At 67.5% G+C, this 15196-nt stretch carries 14 protein-coding genes; 7 read left to right on the forward strand and 7 right to left on the reverse strand.

The features are described 5' to 3' along the window. The first annotated feature begins 154 nt into the window (after positions 1-154). Positions 155-1351: a sensor histidine kinase gene (locus B141_RS43175; RefSeq protein ID WP_040422520.1), complete on the forward strand. Its 1197-nt coding sequence runs from the start codon at positions 155-157 to the stop codon at positions 1349-1351. Next, entirely contained in the window at positions 1348-2001 is a 654-nt protein-coding gene (locus B141_RS0127875; protein ID WP_020578479.1) for a response regulator transcription factor, read from the forward strand. The genes B141_RS43175 and B141_RS0127875 overlap by 4 nt, the downstream gene beginning before the upstream one ends. A gap of 22 nt (positions 2002-2023) precedes the next feature. On the opposite strand, the gene B141_RS0127880 is transcribed toward B141_RS0127875, so the two are convergent. The 5 genes from B141_RS0127880 to B141_RS0127900 all read right to left on the reverse strand — a co-directional run bounded on the left by B141_RS0127880 (position 2024) and on the right by B141_RS0127900 (position 7325). Then, positions 2024-2881, reverse strand: coding sequence for a carbohydrate ABC transporter permease (locus B141_RS0127880; protein ID WP_020578480.1), 858 nt, complete (start codon positions 2879-2881; stop codon positions 2024-2026). Continuing rightward, the gene (locus B141_RS0127885) at positions 2878-3819 is read right to left on the reverse strand and encodes a carbohydrate ABC transporter permease (RefSeq protein ID WP_020578481.1); all 942 of its coding nucleotides are present in this window, start codon (positions 3817-3819) and stop codon (positions 2878-2880) included. Before B141_RS0127885 ends, B141_RS0127880 begins: the two co-directional genes overlap by 4 nt. A 4-nt stretch (positions 3820-3823) precedes the next feature. Beyond that, positions 3824-5128, reverse strand: a complete 1305-nt coding sequence (locus tag B141_RS0127890; RefSeq protein WP_157181348.1) for an ABC transporter substrate-binding protein — start codon at positions 5126-5128, stop codon at positions 3824-3826. A gap of 279 nt (positions 5129-5407) precedes the next feature. Next, the gene (locus tag B141_RS46210; RefSeq protein ID WP_020578483.1) at positions 5408-6292 is read right to left on the reverse strand and encodes a helix-turn-helix transcriptional regulator; all 885 of its coding nucleotides are present in this window, start codon (positions 6290-6292) and stop codon (positions 5408-5410) included. A gap of 46 nt (positions 6293-6338) precedes the next feature. Further along, positions 6339-7325 (reverse strand): GlxA family transcriptional regulator, encoded by a 987-nt coding sequence (locus tag B141_RS0127900; protein ID WP_020578484.1) that lies wholly within the window; start codon positions 7323-7325, stop codon positions 6339-6341. A gap of 245 nt (positions 7326-7570) precedes the next feature. Between B141_RS0127900 and B141_RS0127905 the strand changes: the two genes are divergently transcribed. The 3 genes from B141_RS0127905 (at position 7571) to B141_RS0127915 (ending at position 10101) form a co-directional block, all read left to right on the forward strand. Further along, positions 7571-7957 (forward strand): hypothetical protein, encoded by a 387-nt coding sequence (locus B141_RS0127905; RefSeq protein WP_020578485.1) that lies wholly within the window; start codon positions 7571-7573, stop codon positions 7955-7957. 6 nt (positions 7958-7963) lie between these two features. Further along, complete coding sequence (locus tag B141_RS0127910; protein ID WP_020578486.1) at positions 7964-8188, forward strand: hypothetical protein; 225 nt, start codon at positions 7964-7966, stop codon at positions 8186-8188. Between the two features lie 407 nt (positions 8189-8595). Further along, positions 8596-10101: a M81 family metallopeptidase gene (locus tag B141_RS0127915; protein WP_020578487.1), complete on the forward strand. Its 1506-nt coding sequence runs from the start codon at positions 8596-8598 to the stop codon at positions 10099-10101. A gap of 65 nt (positions 10102-10166) precedes the next feature. Here the strand turns inward: B141_RS0127915 and B141_RS49755 are convergent, their stop codons facing one another. After that, positions 10167-10547 (reverse strand): hypothetical protein, encoded by a 381-nt coding sequence (locus B141_RS49755; RefSeq protein ID WP_157181349.1) that lies wholly within the window; start codon positions 10545-10547, stop codon positions 10167-10169. Positions 10548-10746: 199 nt separating this feature from the next. Next, complete coding sequence (locus tag B141_RS43185) at positions 10747-11859, reverse strand: hypothetical protein (RefSeq protein WP_157181350.1); 1113 nt, start codon at positions 11857-11859, stop codon at positions 10747-10749. 232 nt (positions 11860-12091) lie between these two features. Between B141_RS43185 and B141_RS0127935 the strand changes: the two genes are divergently transcribed. Together B141_RS0127935 and B141_RS43190 are read left to right on the forward strand one after the other, a co-directional pair. After that, on the forward strand, positions 12092-13711 hold the full coding sequence (locus B141_RS0127935) for an FAD-dependent oxidoreductase (RefSeq protein WP_020578491.1): 1620 nt from the start codon (positions 12092-12094) through the stop codon (positions 13709-13711). Positions 13712-13746: 35 nt separating this feature from the next. Beyond that, positions 13747-15045, forward strand: a complete 1299-nt coding sequence (locus B141_RS43190) for a cytochrome P450 (protein ID WP_020578492.1) — start codon at positions 13747-13749, stop codon at positions 15043-15045. The last annotated feature ends 151 nt before the right edge of the window (positions 15046-15196 follow it).

Here is a 15196-nt window from a genome sequence, read left to right on the forward strand (position 1 = left end):
GATTCTCGCGCTACGTCCTGGGGCGTACGCTCGGTGACGCTCGCCGGCGGACGCGAGTGCGCCGCTGGTCGGGCAGCATCGGTCGTACGAGCCCCTCAGGACGCAGGCAGGGCAGAGGGCAGGACCAGAGCGGAGGAGACCCACGCGCAGGCAGCTGGGCGATCTCACTCTCGCGGTCGTGCTCGCGGTCGTCGCGATCGTGTGGACGTCGTACGCCGAGAATTTCGTGCCGGCCGACCGGCCGCTCGATTCCGGTGGGTACACCCTGGTCGCGGCGGCCGCCCTCGCCCTGGCCGTACGACGGCGGTGGCCGCTCATGACGCTGGCGCTCACCGCCACGTTCGCCTCGGCGTACCTCATCGTCGGCTACGTCTACGGGCCGATCCTGGTAGTGCTGCTCGTCGCCGTCTACACGGTGGCACGGTGGCGGCCCCTGACGACCGCGCTGCCCGCCGCGTTGATCGTGCTGGCGGGGCTGCTGAGCCACCTCTTCACCAACAGCGCCGCGCTGCCGGGACTCCTCGGCATCGTTCCGGGCTCGGCGTGGGTGGTGGTGCCGTTCGCGGTCGGCACGACCGTGCGGCTGGCGAAGGACTCCGCGGCCCGGGCGCGGGCGGAGGTGGTCCGGCAGGGCATCGCCGGAGAACGCCTGCGGATGGCGCAGGAGGTGCACGACATCGTGGGACACGGCCTGGCCGCCATCAAGATGCAGGCGGACGTCGCCCTGCACCTCCTGCCGAAGCGGCCTGAGCAAGCGGAGGCGGCGCTGAACGCCATCAGCCGGACGAGTAGCGAAGCGCTGGACGAGCTGCGGGCGACGTTGGGGGTGGTTCGGCGCACCGACGGGCGGATCATGACGTCACCCTCGCCCGGACTGGATCGGCTGGAGGAGCTGCGCCAGCGGATGATCGACGCCGGCGTCGACGTGGAGATTGACGTGACCGGTGAACCCCGGCCCGTACCGGCTGCCGTGGATCTGACGGGTTACCGGATCGTCCAGGAGTCCTTGACGAACGTGCTCCGTCACGGCGTGGAGAAGGTTGCAAGGGTTCGGATCGTCTACGAGACTGCCGCAGTGATCCTCGCCGTATCGAACCCAGCTGTCACGGTGCGGAGTCCGTCGGATCGTCCGGAGGGTGGCTACGGGATTCCGGGGATGCGGCGGCGGGTGCACGCGCTGGGCGGGGAGTTCTCCGCCGGGCTCACCGCGGAGGAGGTCTTCGAGGTCCGGGCCACCCTTCCGACAGCGGAACCGGTATCGCCAACGCCACCTGACCGGGCATCGGCGCCGGCGCAGGGTCGGGTTTCGGGACCGGCACAAGGCCGGGCATCGACAGAGGAGACGACGTGATTTCGGTACTCGTGGTGGACGACCAGGATCTGGTCCGCCTCGGCCTTCGTACCCTCCTAGAGAACGAAGACGGGTTCTCAATCGCCGGCGAGGCATCCGACGGGCTTGCCGCCGTGGCCGCCGTTCGTGAACACCGGCCGGACGTCGTCCTGATGGACATCCGGATGGCCGGCGTTGACGGGCTGGAGGCGACCCGGCGGATCTGTGCGGATCCTGAACTCGTCGGCACCCGCGTGATCGTGTTGACGACGTTCGAGATCGACGAGTACGTCTTCGACGCGCTTCGCTACGGCGCCAGCGGGTTCCTGCTCAAGGACACCACGCCGGGCGAGCTGTTGCAGGCGATCCGCCTCGTGGCAGACGGCGGTGCTCTGTTGTCGCCGTCGGTGACCCAGCGCCTGGTCCGGGAGTTCGTGAACCGGCCGGTCCGCAAGGTGAAGCCACATCCGAGGCTCTCGACGCTCACGGAACGCGAACGCGAGATCGTCGGTCTCGTGGGTGAAGGGCTTAACAACGACGAGATCGCCGAACGGCTGGTGGTCAGTCCAGCGACCTCTCGCACCCACGTCAGCCGGGCGATGATCAAGCTGGGCGCGAGGGACCGCGCCCAGCTGGTCGTCTTCGCCTACCAATCCGGTCTCGTCACCTGACGGCACGCCGCCATCGAAAGGCTCAGCTCTTGACCGAGCCGATCATCAGGTTGTCAAGGATGTGTTTACGGCCGGCGACGAAGACGATGATGATCGGCACGGTGACGAGGAACGATCCGGCCAGGATGGTGCCGTACTCCGTGTTGTAGAAGCCGACGAGGTTCGCCAGGCCGACCGGATAGGTCTGGCGTTCGGCGCTGCGGAGCACGATGGAGGGCCAGAGAAAGTCGTTCCACGACCCCAGGAACGTCAACACCGCCAGCACCGACAGCGCACCCTTGGCCAGGGGTACGCCCATCGTCAGGAAGATCCGGAACTCCGACGCGCCGTCGATCCTCGCGGCCTGCACCATGTCGTCAGGCACCGCAAGCATGGCTTGACGGATGAAGAAGGCCCCGAACGCACTGGCCCCGCTCGGCAGCACCACGCCCTGGAAGGTGTCCAGCCAGTTGAGGGACACCATCATCTGGAACAACGGAACCAGCGCGACCTGCAGCGGCAGGGTCAGCGTCGCAAGGAGGACGACGAAGAGCGTGTTGCGCAGCGGGAACTCGTACTTCGCGAACCCCCAGCCCACCGAGGCCGAGACCGCGAGGACCAGAAGGGTGGTCAGCGTCGCGATCACCACGCTGTTGCCCACCTGCCGGGCGAACGGTATGAGCTCACTGGCGAAGAGCTTGCTGTAGTGCTCGGTGGTGATCGCCGACGGGAACAACCGCACCGGCAGCCGGAAGATCTCGCCGGGCGACTTGACCGTACCCGTGACGAGATAGACGTAGGGCAGGAGCGTCAGCGCCACCGCGGCGAGCAGCGTGACATAGACGGCCAGGCGACGCAGGCGGATGGCGAGTGTCGCGTGGGGAGTGCTGCCCTCGCTCATGTCGACTCCTTCCGGAAGAATCCCTGCGCCCACATCTGGAGCACGCTGAGGACGACGATGATCAGCGTGATCGCATATCCGATGGCAGCGCCGTAACCGAGATCGAGATTGGTGAACGCCGTCTCGTAGAGGTACATCGTGAGGGTGAGGCCGGCGCGGTCAGGACCTCCGCCCTCACCGACCAGTGCCACCGGCTGGGCGAAGAGTTGGTACGAACCGATAATCGCGAAGGTCACCACGAAGACTGTCGTGGGCCGCAACAGCGGCAGAGTGATGTAGCGGAAGCGTTGCCAGGGGCCAGCTCCATCGACGATGGCGGCCTCGTGAATTCCGGGATCTTGGTTCTGTAACCCGACCATGAAGTACAACGCGTTCAGGCCGGTGAACTGCCAGATACCCAGCAGGATGATGCTCGGCATGATGAAGGTGGGATCGGCCAGCCAGGCGATCTTCGGTAGGCCGAGGGGCGCGAGCAGCCAGTTGTTGAGCAGGCCGTACTCCTGGTCGAAAACCAGCCGGAACACGATCGCGACCACGATGCCGGAGATGGCGTTGGGAAGAAAGAACGACAGCCGGAAGAACTCCCGGAGCAGCAGCCCGCGCGTCCGCAGCAGGAGAGCGAGACTAAGGGCGAGCGGCAGGATGATCAGGATGCTCCCGAGCGCGTAGTAGCTCGTGTTGACCAGACCCTTGTAGAACGTCGGATCGCCCACCAGGGTCGTGTAGTTGTCCAGGCCGGAGAAGGTGGCCGACGTGTCGACGCCGCGTTCGGTATAGAAGCTGAGCTGGAGGGATCGGAGTGTCGGAAGGCCGAAGAAGACCCCGAAAAGAACGAAGAACGGCGCGATGAAGAAGTACGGCGTCCACCGCGGGCGTACCCTGCTGCGGGGTCGACGCGCGGTGTGTGCCCCGGCTGGTGCGTCCGTGGTCGACGGCATGGTCCTAGCCAACGCGCCCACCTCTTTCCATGCGTGCGCGCACCGCGCGCGCCACCTCGGTGAAGACCTCGCGGGCCGATCGCTTGTGCTGATAGACGTCGAGCATCCGCGGGCCAAGCTCCTGCGACGTGAGCTGCGGGCGGTACGGACTTTGGTACTGCGGTGGCACCTCCCGCCCGACGTCGGCGTACAACGCACCGATGTCCTGCCCGTCGAAGAAGGGAATCGGATCGTGCATGCGCGGATCCGACCAGGCGGGGATGAACGGCGGATACAGGTTGATCGCCTTGTAACGCTTCACGACCGCAGGCACGCGAAGCATCGAGAACTCAAGGAATCGCCAGGCCGTGTCCTGTCGCTTGCTCGTCTTGAGGATCGTGAGGCCGGTGCCACCGAGGCAGCTGGCCCGCCGGCCGCCCGGCTCGAACGCCGGCAACGGGCAGGCTCCCCACTTCCCAGCCAGGTCGTCAGCCTGTGACTGGATCGCGCCGGCGTACCAGTCGGGCGAGACGAGGGAAACGACCTTGCCGGCCCGGAATTCCGCCCAGGCCGCTGGATTCAGTCCCTCGGTGATCCAGCCGGGTGGGCGAGCCAGGGTGCCGCGTCGTTCCTGGTCGAGAAGCCATTCCATGGTGTCGATCGAGAGATCGCTGTCGAGCGCCACCTGGCCGTCGCCATCGAAATAGTCCCCGCTGCGTTGGCGGAGCATCACGTCATGGCCGGGAAGTGGTAGACCCCGCGTGCGTGGTGGGAAGGTCTCGCGGACGGCGGCGCCGAAATCGTTCCAGGTGTGCAGGGTGGCCGGATCGATGCCGGCACGCTCCCACGGCTCCCGTAGATAGAACAACGTGACCGGCGTCAACGCGTGCTCGATGCCGTAGACACCATCCTTCCAGCTGTAGAGCGCCTGCCGGGCCGTGACCAACTGTTTGTCGTACCCCTTCTGGCGCAGTGCCGGGCCGAGGTCGACGAAGGGAACCGACCTACCGATCAGGAAACTGCCGAACGCACCCTGCTCGATGTCGCACAGGTCAGGTGTGTTGAGGCCGCCTGCCTTGAGGTTGATGAGCAGCTGTTGGAAGAGTGAGGAACCAGGAATCAGACTCACCGCGACCCGGATGCCGGTTTCCTGCTCGAATTCCTTGGCCATCTCCTTGAACCACCCGGCGTGGGTGTCGGCGAAGGTCCACAGGTCGAGGTCGCCTTTAGACGTGGGCGTGCTGGGTGGCGTACACCCGGCTGACGTGACCCCCACCGCACCGGCCACAGCGGATCCACCCAGAAGCCGCAGCGCATGCCGACGGGTCATTCCGTGAGAGCCGCGTGGTGCCGCGGATCGCGAGGATCTCGGCTCGGCGGGCCACGATCCAGTTACATCCATTCGAACCTCCCGCGCGGGGTAGTTCCCATGGCCAGGTGTGGTGAGGGTGCGTACGTCGGTCCCCCGGCACTGGTGTTCTGCGTTGTGGGGCGAGCGTTTTCCGAGACAGTGGTCAGCTACTATGCGCGGGCGCTTTGAGTCAGGCCATGCATAGGAGGGGCAAAAACCTGCCTGATCCTGACTTCTCGGCGTACCTACTCGGCGTACCTACTCGACGCGGCCGAGGTGATGGGCGAGGACGAGCAGGCCGGAGCGGCTGAGCGGCTGGTGCGGATCCTCGGCGTTGTGGGACGTCCGGTAGGTGCGGGGAGGAACGCCGTAGACCACACGGAAGCGGCGGGAGAAGTGGAAGGGGTTCGCGAATCCGCAGGCGGCCGCGACCGCCCCGACAGTGAGGTTGCTGCGCTGGAGAAGGGTCGCCGCGCGGACGAGGCGGATGAGTTCGATCGCGGCGACGGGCCCGATGGCGTACTCCTTGCGGAACATCCGGCTCAGGTGACCTGGTGAGACGCCGGCAGCGGCGGCAAGCTCGGCCAGGGTGAGCGGGCGAATGCCGCCGTCGCGCCAGGCGCGCCGGATCTGGGCGGCCAGGCGGGTGAGATGTGATGGGAGTGCTTCGGCGGCGTCCGTGGTCGGCATCGGGCCGCGGACGAAGAGGTCGAGGAGCCAGGCCACGACGTCCGCCGTCCGGTCGAGCATGGCAGGGGATCGGCTACTGCCGAGCCAGAGGGCGTATCCGCAGAGCGCGGCCAGCGGAGCGACCGAGGTGGCAGAGTCGCTGGGGCCGATCGGCCGCGTGAGTGGCCAGCTGTCCGGCGCCCCGAGATCGCCCGCGTCAGCCAGGTGGAAGTGGACGTACGCGTGGCTGGATCCCCGCTCGGAGTCCCACACGAAGTGGTCGCGCATGCCGGGCCTGGCGAGGAGCAGCGTCCCTGGCCTCAGGCGGAACCTGGTGTCGCCGCAGTCCCACCAGGCGCTTCCGTGCAGCAGCCACACGAACTCGAAGTCGACGAGCGTGCGTGGGCCGTACGTCGCCCCCGGTGGGTAGTGCGCCACCTCCGCGCCGACGGGCACCCGCAACCGGCAGGTCATGAATCGACAGGCTCTCGTTTCATCAACATCCTCGTCGCCGTGGGGTCTACGCTCCGCGAGACGACCCGAGTCCGGTCCTGTGCGCTGCCCGAAATCTCGACGGCGGGATGCCGAATCCCGCGACGAACGCCTGGCGTAGCGACTCGGCAGAGGTGAAACCGCACTGCCGAGCGATGGTGCTGAGTGGCTCGCGCGTGTCGGCAAGGAGTCGGGAGGCGGCTTCGAGGCGGGCGTGGCGCACCAGCCGTCCGGGTGTCTGGCCGACGTGTTCGGCGAACAGCCGGCTGAGGTGCCGTTCGCTGACGCCTACCAACGCAGCAAGGTTCGCGGCGCTGAGGTCTGCGTCGAGATGGCTGACCACGTGGTCGACCACCCGGCGGACCAGGACCTGCTCGGGGGCACGCGGGATGCTGGTGAACAAACTCATCTGCGCCTGGTTGCCCGGACGCTGAAGGTAGGTGACCATGCCCATGGCCACCCAGCGGGCGAGTTCGGCCCCGTGGTCCTCTTCAATGAATGCCAGGGTGAGGTCGAGCGCCGCCGTGACGCCACCCGACGTGGCGACCTCTCTGTCGCGGATGTAGATCGGCGCGGCGTCGACGTTCACCTTGGGGAAGCGCTCGGCCAGCCGACGGGCATAGTCCCAGTGCGTGGTGGCCCGGCGGCCGTCGAGCAGGCCCGCGGCGGCCAGGACGGTGGCGCCGGTGCACACCGACGCGACCCGCCGCGCCGACTCGGCCAGGCGCCGGACCTGACCGACCAGCCGGGGGTTGTCGGCGGCGGCTTCGTGGCCTCGCCCACCCGAGACGACCAGCGTGTCGATCCTGCCGTGGATCCCGTCGAGCCGGCTCTCGCTGCGCAGCTCGAGACCAGAGTCGCAGCGCATCGACCGGCCCGCTGAGGTGGCGAGCACCACGTGGTACGCCTGAGCGGCGCCCAACTGGTTCGCGTAGTAGAAGCCGCTGGTCACGCACGCGACGTCGATGAGCTCGACCCCGTCGTACCCCACCACCACGACACGTCGGCTGTTCACGTCACCACTGTAGGCGAGTATGCCGGTGTCCGGCAGACAAGAATCCCAGAAAACCGGACGCGGCGCGGTCCGAAGGTCTGGTCGGGATCGCCGGCGCGGCGAGCATGTCCGAATATCATCGCCTGGTTTCCTTCCTTGTTGATCGGAGAAGGTTCATGACAAGCCCTTCTGACCCAACCGCCGACATCCCTGCCTCGGCCATTGAAGGGGTTGGAGAGCGGCCGAGGTCGAATCAGCGCAGGGCAGTGTTCCGGTTCGCTCTGCACTACCTGGAGATGGTGGTGGCGATGGTGGTCGGGATGGTTGCTCTCGGCCCACTCGAACGCCTGCTTGCCCAGGCCCTCGGCCGTCCGGACGCTTTGGACGGCACGACGGTGAGCGCGCTGCTGATGGCCGCGAACATGACGGTGACGATGTCTCTCTGGATGCGAATCCGTGGTCACCGCTGGCGCCTGATCGCGGAGATGTCGGCCGGCATGGACGTACCATTCCTACTCCTGCTGGTGCCGTTGTGGATCGGCGCGATCAGCGAAATGACGCACATGATGGCCGGGCATGTCCTGATGTTCGTGGGCATGGCCGCGGCGATGTTGTTCCGCCGCCACGAGTACACACACCACCACCGCCACTGATCAGCAGTGGGCGCCATCAGGTGGGGCGCGACCGCCTATCGCGCCGTCAACCCGATCAACGCCGAGGTTGGGATGCTGCTGAGCGACGAGTTTCGGGTGTACGCCTACGCGCTGATCGCTGATGCCGGCGCGCCCGCTGTGGTGTTCGGCTGGTCGTTGCGGTCCTGGCCCTCGACGCCGCGGCGGCTCGATCCAACGAGAAAGCGATTGAAGATGGGGAAATCGCCGTGACCGCGTTCATCTCGCTCGACGGCGTGGTGCAAGCTCCCGGCGGCTGAAGCTGATTGAGACGAAGACGGTCGGCGAGGGCATCCCGATCACGATCTTCCAGCGCGCCGATCGGTGAGTGGTTGAGTAAAACTGGTGGTGTCTCGTGCCACGAGACATCACTATGAGCCCCTAACCCGCGGACATCTTTAGCCAGAGACCAAGCTGCAATGGCTCCCCAACTTCGGTGAACCCTTTCTCGATCTCATCGATCACCCGCGCAACTGCGCGTGATACCACGTCCGCAACGGCGTAATGTCCGCCGACAGCCGGGAGGAGCGCGCACCCATGACCGTTGACGCGCCATGATGATCGCAAGGTGCCCTTGGGGCGGTTGGATGACGGGCGCACGCCGAGGAGGGTGACGGTCGATGGGCACAGTGGCGGTCGTGGCGATGTTCCACGAGACCAATACGTTCAGCCGCGCCGTCACCGATCGCGCGGCCTTCGAGGCCGAGGGGTGGTATCACCGCGACGACCTGCTCCACCGGTACGCCGGCAGTCGGACCGTCGTGGGTGGGTTCCTTGAGGGACTACGGGAACGCGGACACCAGGCCCGCGGGGCGTTCGGTGCGTACGCCGTCCCGGCCGGCACGGTGAGCACTGAGGCGTTCGAGGCAATCCGTACCGCGCTTGTCGACGGTCTGCGGGCCTGCGAGCCATTCGACGGGATCCTGGTTGAGTTACACGGCGCCCTTGTCACCGAAAGCGCGGGAGACCCCGAAAGCCTTGTCTGTGAAGAGATCCGGCAGCTTGCCGGCCACCGGCCCGTGGTCGCGGTCACTGACTTCCACGCGAATATGACCGCACGACGGCTCAGATCCCTCGATCTCCTCACCGGCTATCGCACCAATCCCCACATCGACACGTGGGAGACCGGGCGGGCCGCCGCGCGCCACCTCGCGGACCGGCTTGACGGCGCGCCGCGTCCGTGTGTGGCGTTCGGCAGCGTGCCCGTGCTCGCACCCGCCATCGCCCAGGCGACGTCGGCCTGGCCGTTGGTCACCTGGCTGCTGCGCGCCCGCGAACTCGAGCGCCGCCACGACCTGCTCGACGTCACGCTCCACGGTGGGTACGCGTATGCCGACGTGCCGCACGCCGGCATGGCCGTCACGGTGACTACCCGGGGCGCGCGTTCGCTCGCGACCGACACGGCCGCGGAACTCTGCCAGCTGGCCTGGGACCTGCGGGAGGACCTGCGTACGCACCTACCGACTCCGGCCGAGGCGGTCGCCAGCGCGGTGGCCGGCACTGACGAGAGCACGGACAAGGGCCGGGGACTGGTGGCGTTCGCCGACACCGGCGACAACATCAACGGCGGCAGCGCAGGGGACGAGGTCGAGCTCCTCGCGGCAGCCAGGGAAAGCCCGTTGCGGTGCCTCACCACCTGGACGCATCCGGAGTTGTTACGCCGGGCGCTCGACTCGACGGACGGCGCGGCCATCGTGCTGCCGCCAGTCCTTGCTGAGGCGACCGGGGAGGAGACCGCACTGCTCCACGCCCGGGTGGACGGAACGTTCGTCAACCGTGGGCCGATGGCGACCGGGAGGCGGGTCGACATGGGCAGGTCCGTGGTCCTGCGCCTGCCACGGCTCGACATTCTCCTGCAGGGCAGGGCCACACAGCCCAACGATCCGGAGATGTTCCGCAGCGCCGGACTCACACCGGAGACGTACGACGCCGTCCTGCTCAAGGGGGCATCGGCACTCCGAGCCGGCTGGAGTCCGCTCACCCGCAGGTTCATCCCCGTCGCGACGGCCGGTGTCACCGACTCCGACCTCATCCGTCTGCCGTACGAACGCCTTCAGGGTCAGGTGTGGCCGCTCACGTCGTCACCGGTACGCACCGTCGACGTCTCGTTGGTAACCGCTGAATGATCCTGACGCACCGCGGTGGTACGCCATGACGACGGTGCCTCGTCGCGTAGCGGTCGTTTGGGGCTTTACGTGACGGGTCCGCCAAGTGGGTCTATCATCCATGCGATCCAGACTGAGCCCACGGCGAGGCCGATGATGATGGGTAGGAGCCACCACTGCAGGTGAAGTCGGCAGCGAGGCAGCAGCATCAACGTCTCTGGCCCAGCAGGGGCCCCGCGTCGCGCCGCGGCAATCAGTCGTTGGGCGCGGACCAGCGTCCGGTCGCCGAGCAGGTCGGCAATCATAGAGCCGGAGAAAGCGAAGACTCGTATTTCGCGTCTGTCCCACAGCACGATGGTCAGGCTGTTATAGGTTTCAACGGTCTCGACCGCGCGCCATGGTATTTCGTGGGAGAGCAACGGGTTGATGGCGGAGTGGCGGAGCCAGTCACGCGAGGAGGAGCTCATTGACTCCCTACGCACCGAGATCGGAAGGCGCAACGAGTACCAACCACTCGCCCACTCACGGAGACGCATCGACCCAGGCCTTCCATGGATCGGAATCGTGGCCGCGGTCTGGGTGGCGACCAGCTACATCACTTCGATTCTCGTGCAGCGATAGACGCCGGGAGGCTGAGGACCCGAGCTGAGCGTCGACGTCGTTTCCTTACGAGCGGCGGCAGGCACGGCAGCGGCCACGGCGTCGTAGGTAGTACGCGTATGTCGCGAGGGCGAGGCCGACTCCCCACACCGGCCAGAGCGCTCCGGGTGCGACGGTGCCCCAGTCCTCGCTGAGCGCGCCCGGTGGAAAATACCCAAGGAGCGCGGTCCGAATCCAGCCGACGCCCGGACCGATGATGATGAACGCCACTACGGTCGCGGGCACGATCGCGGTACGCGGCCTGACCGGATTACCGCGCAGCCACGGGATCCAGCGCGGGTAGACCTCGCCCCATTTCTGAACCAGGCCTAGCGTCAGCGTGGCACCGCCCAGGGCGAGCATCGCCATGAAGGCACCCGCGATGAAGATCTCGGGCGAGTCGGCCGCCTCCTCTGTGAGGAACCGTCGCGACACCCCGAGCGGGATGCCCAGCGCCCATGCGAGCCGGGTCATCGCGTACAACGCCGGCACCGCGATCGCGGCGGCGACCGCCCAGCGGCCCCAGCGCGCTGCCCGCTCCGGCCTGGTCCACGCGGGGCTCGCGTCGTGACGACCGCAGACCTGGCACGCGCGGGCGACCGTACGGTGAAACACCACGGCCGCCGCGAACCACGAGGCACCCAGGAGAATCAGCAGCAGCTGGTTGGCGACCGGCCACGACACCTGGCTGGAGATCGTGACACCTGGCGGCCAACCGAACGGCTTACCCGCCAACAGGATCGGGATGTGGGCCGCCGCGATGAGGGGACGACCGTCCGGAATGACGAACGCGTACGTCGCGCCCTGGACGCCTGCCAGGACAAGCAGAAGTGACGCCAACGGCCCGCGCCTTCGCACCTGACACATGGCCAGCGCGATGACTGTTCCAAGCAGCCCGAGCGCGACCACCCACGGCGCCGCGGACTCTTGCGTGACGTTCTCGAGAATGGACTGTCGACGGGCCAGCGGATCGTGTGCTGTGCCAAAGGGAAATCCACCCCCGCCAGCCATCCAGAAAAGCCCGGCGAACGCGTACGCCGTACTCCCGACCGCGGGCAGGAGGCAGGCGAGTCGGACGACCCCGCCGCGAGCAAGGCGGCCTTGACGCTCGCCGCCGGAAGATAGCCGCACATCTGTCATGGCATCAGCGTCGCCAGGCGTACGGGCCGAGCGCATCGGCCGATGGACAGAGTGACGGCGAATTCCGCCGACCGCTCTCGGCATCTCGGCGGACTCGGGCCTCACCCTGGGGTTCACCCGGTGTGGGTGATGGCGTCGTCGAGAGCCCACCCAAGCCTGGGGGTAAGTGAGCGGCCCCAGCCGGTCGGCCGCCGAGGCGGCAGACCGCGCCAGAAGGCCCGGAAAGGATGCCATGAGGCTTGCGGTCGATCTCACCCGATGCCAGGGATATGCGCAATGTGCGTTCCTCGCGCCCGACGTCTTCACGATGAGCGGCGACGAGGCGTTGTTGTACGACGCCAACCCCGACGACATCCAGCGGGAGCGGATTCTTCGGGCCGCCGCGGCCTGCCCGGTGCAGGCGATCATCCTTGACCACCGCGACGAGCGAGAAGCCCGACCCGCCGCAGCCGAGGCGAACCGGTCCGGCACGGCCGCAGCCGTCGAACGGATCGTCATCGTCGGGGCGTCCCTCGCTGGGCTCCGTGCCGCGCATGCGTTACGTACCGGCGGATTCACCGGCTCGTTGACACTGATCGGGGACGAACCACACCGTCCCTACGACCGTCCGCCGCTGTCGAAACAGGTCCTGACCGGGCAGGTCCCGGCACAGCGGACCGTGTTGCCACGGTCAACCGGGCTCGACGTCGACTGGCGGCTCGGCCAGCCAGCGATCGGGCTCGACCGCGCTCGCAGGCGCGTTCATGTCGCTGGCGGTGGCGAGGTGGACTTCGACCGGGTGCTGATCGCCACGGGGGTGCGTGCCCGCCCCTGGCCGAATGTCGCGGAGGCCGCGCTGGACGGCGTGTTCGTCGTACGCGGCCGGGACGACGCGGCTGAACTTCGGGAACGGCTCGCCGCCGGTCCTCAGCGTGTTCTGGTCATCGGGGGTGGGTTCCTCGGCTCGGAGGTGGCGTCCGACTGCTGCGACCTCGGCATCCCAGTGACCGTCGTGGAGCGGGGACCGCAACCACTGGTTGGCGCGTTCGGCGGCGTCCTCGGTGCGGTCGCGGCGGAACTGCAACGCGCGAACGGCGTCGACCTGCGGTGCGGCGTCGCCGTGGAGGCGCTCGAGGGTGACGCGGACGCACGGCTGGTGCGGGCGCGGCTGTCTGACGGCAGCACGCTCGACGTCGATCTCGCGGTCGCGGCGCTGGGTGCGGTACGCAACGTCGAATGGTTGCGCGACTCTGGTCTCGCGGCTGGTCCATGGGGAGTGGCGTGCGACGCCGGGTGCCGCGCCTTCGACGTGAACGGCGTTGTCACCGACGACATCTTCGTCGCCGGTGACGTGGCACGCTTCCCGCATCCGCTCTACGAGTACCAACTGCTTGCCCTCGAACACTGGAGCAACGCGCTCAACCAGGCCGAGATCGCGGCCCACAACATGATCAGCGACGAGTCCGACCGCTGGCCGCACCTCGCACTGCCCGTCTTCTGGTCCACGCAGTTCGGCGTCGAGATCAAGTCGGTGGGCGTCCCGACGTTCTCCGACGAAGTGCTGGTTACGCAGGGTTCCACAGCCGAGCGGCGGTTCGTCGCGGTGTACGGCAAGGACGGTCGCGTGACCGCGGCGGTGACGTTCAACCAGTCGAAGTGGCTGGAGTTCTATGCCGGGTTGATCGAACGCTCGGCGCCGTTCCCGCCGGAGTTCCGCGGCGTCGACCACCCAGCGAAGGCCAAGCCCCCGGTGGCGGCGGGCCCGGTGCCAGCCGCGATACCTATCCAAGCCGTGCCGTACCACGCCACCGTCATGGTCACCGGCCACCACCCCAGCGAACGGCGCGCCCGGCTGGTGCATCCGTCCGGCTGACGGTGCGGGCAAAGGAAGACGGGAGGGGATCGCGGATGGCGCCCAGCGTTTTTCAACAGGTACTCGACTATGCCAACCGAGCCGATCCGTACCCGCTGTACGCCGAACTCCGCCGGACACCGGTGATCCGCGAGGACGACGGCCGGTACGTCGTCAGTACGTACAGGGAAATCGTCGCGCTCCTCCACGATCCACGGGTGAGCTCTGTTCGTAAGGAATCGGAGGAGCCGCCGAGCTTCATCCGGCTGGATCCTCCTGAACACGACCGGATCCGTCGCGTCCTGAACCGCCATTTCGGCCCGCCGGAAACCCCCGGACGGATCGACGGTATGCGTCCGGAACTCCTCGAGATCGTCACTGAGCTGATCGACCGGTTCGCGGGCAAAGACCAGGTGGACATGGTGGACGAGTTCGCCTATCCGTTCCCGGTGACGGTGATCTGCCGGCTGCTTGGCGTTCCACGGGAAGACGAGCCGCGGTTCAGGGTCTGGGCTGACGCCGTTGTCGAGGCGATCGGGCCGGTGGGTGCCGAGCAGGAAAGGTTGTACGCGAAACGCGACGCGGCCATCGTCGAGCTTCGGGCGTACCTCAGCGGGCTCATTGAGTTCCATCGCCGGCATCCCCGTGACGACCTGCTCTCTGCCCTCGCCACCGACGACGCGGTGCTTGGGCGGATGTCACGTGCCGAGCTGGCGAGCAATGCGGCCCTGCTGCTCATCGCCGGCCATGAGACCACCGTCAACCTCATCACCAACGGGATGCTCACCCTGCTTCGACACCCGCACGTCCTGGAACGGATCCGGCAGCGGCCGGAGCTCGTCATCCGGACTGTCGAGGAGTTGCTGCGGTACGAACCACCGGTGCAGATCCTGCCTGATCGAGTGGCGCTGGATGACATCGAGATCGCCGGCACCGTCATCCCGGCTGGTGCGCCCATCACGCTGGTCCTCGCGGCGGGTAGCCGGGACCCCGACCACGTGTGGGACCCGGACCGGTTCAACCCGGAGCGCATCGATCCCGAGCGGTTCGTGCTCAGACGTGGCGGCAACCAGCACCTGGGTTTCGGTGGCGGAGTCCACTACTGTTTCGGCGCGCCGCTTGCCCGGGTGGAGACGCAGGTCGCCCTGTCGGAGCTGGTCAGCAGGCTGGACAACCCGCGCCTGCTCGCCGATCCGCCGCCGTACCGGCCGAACGCGGTGTTGCGTGGGCCGCGGCATCTGATGGTGGGGTTCGATCAGGTCCGTCCCGCGCGGGTGGGCCGCGTTCCTCGGGCCCGTGAGGAAGCTGCGGCGAGAGCGGCGGCTGAAGCTGCCGCTGCGAAGGAGCGGAGTTGATCAACGGCACGTGATTCGGCCATCCGCAGCGGGAGGTGTTTTCGATTACGGGACCGTTGATTTAGCTCCTCCGGGGTCGGCGTCGGCCTCGCTTTGCGGGGTGTCTGGTCGGTGGAGTGAGTGGGACCCCGCTCGGGTTTTGTCGTCTCAC

The organism is Actinopolymorpha alba DSM 45243, from assembly GCF_000373925.1.
GTDB lineage: Bacteria > Actinomycetota > Actinomycetes > Propionibacteriales > Actinopolymorphaceae > Actinopolymorpha > Actinopolymorpha alba.

Bases quoted from the DNA above. Each gene is read 5' to 3' on its own strand.
- B141_RS0127880 (WP_020578480.1), bottom strand. From the start codon at position 2,881: ATGAGCGAGGGCAGCACTCCCCACGCGACACTCGCCATCCGCCTGCGT.
- B141_RS0127885 (WP_020578481.1), bottom strand. From the start codon at position 3,819: ATGCCGTCGACCACGGACGCACCAGCCGGGGCACACACCGCGCGTCGA.
- B141_RS0127890 (WP_157181348.1), bottom strand. From the start codon at position 5,128: ATGACCCGTCGGCATGCGCTGCGGCTTCTGGGTGGATCCGCTGTGGCC.
- B141_RS46210 (WP_020578483.1), bottom strand. From the start codon at position 6,292: ATGACCTGCCGGTTGCGGGTGCCCGTCGGCGCGGAGGTGGCGCACTAC.
- B141_RS0127915 (WP_020578487.1), top strand. From the start codon at position 8,596: ATGGGCACAGTGGCGGTCGTGGCGATGTTCCACGAGACCAATACGTTC.
- B141_RS49755 (WP_157181349.1), bottom strand. From the start codon at position 10,547: ATGAGCTCCTCCTCGCGTGACTGGCTCCGCCACTCCGCCATCAACCCG.
- B141_RS43185 (WP_157181350.1), bottom strand. From the start codon at position 11,859: ATGACAGATGTGCGGCTATCTTCCGGCGGCGAGCGTCAAGGCCGCCTT.
- B141_RS0127935 (WP_020578491.1), top strand. From the start codon at position 12,092: ATGAGGCTTGCGGTCGATCTCACCCGATGCCAGGGATATGCGCAATGT.
- B141_RS43190 (WP_020578492.1), top strand. From the start codon at position 13,747: ATGGCGCCCAGCGTTTTTCAACAGGTACTCGACTATGCCAACCGAGCC.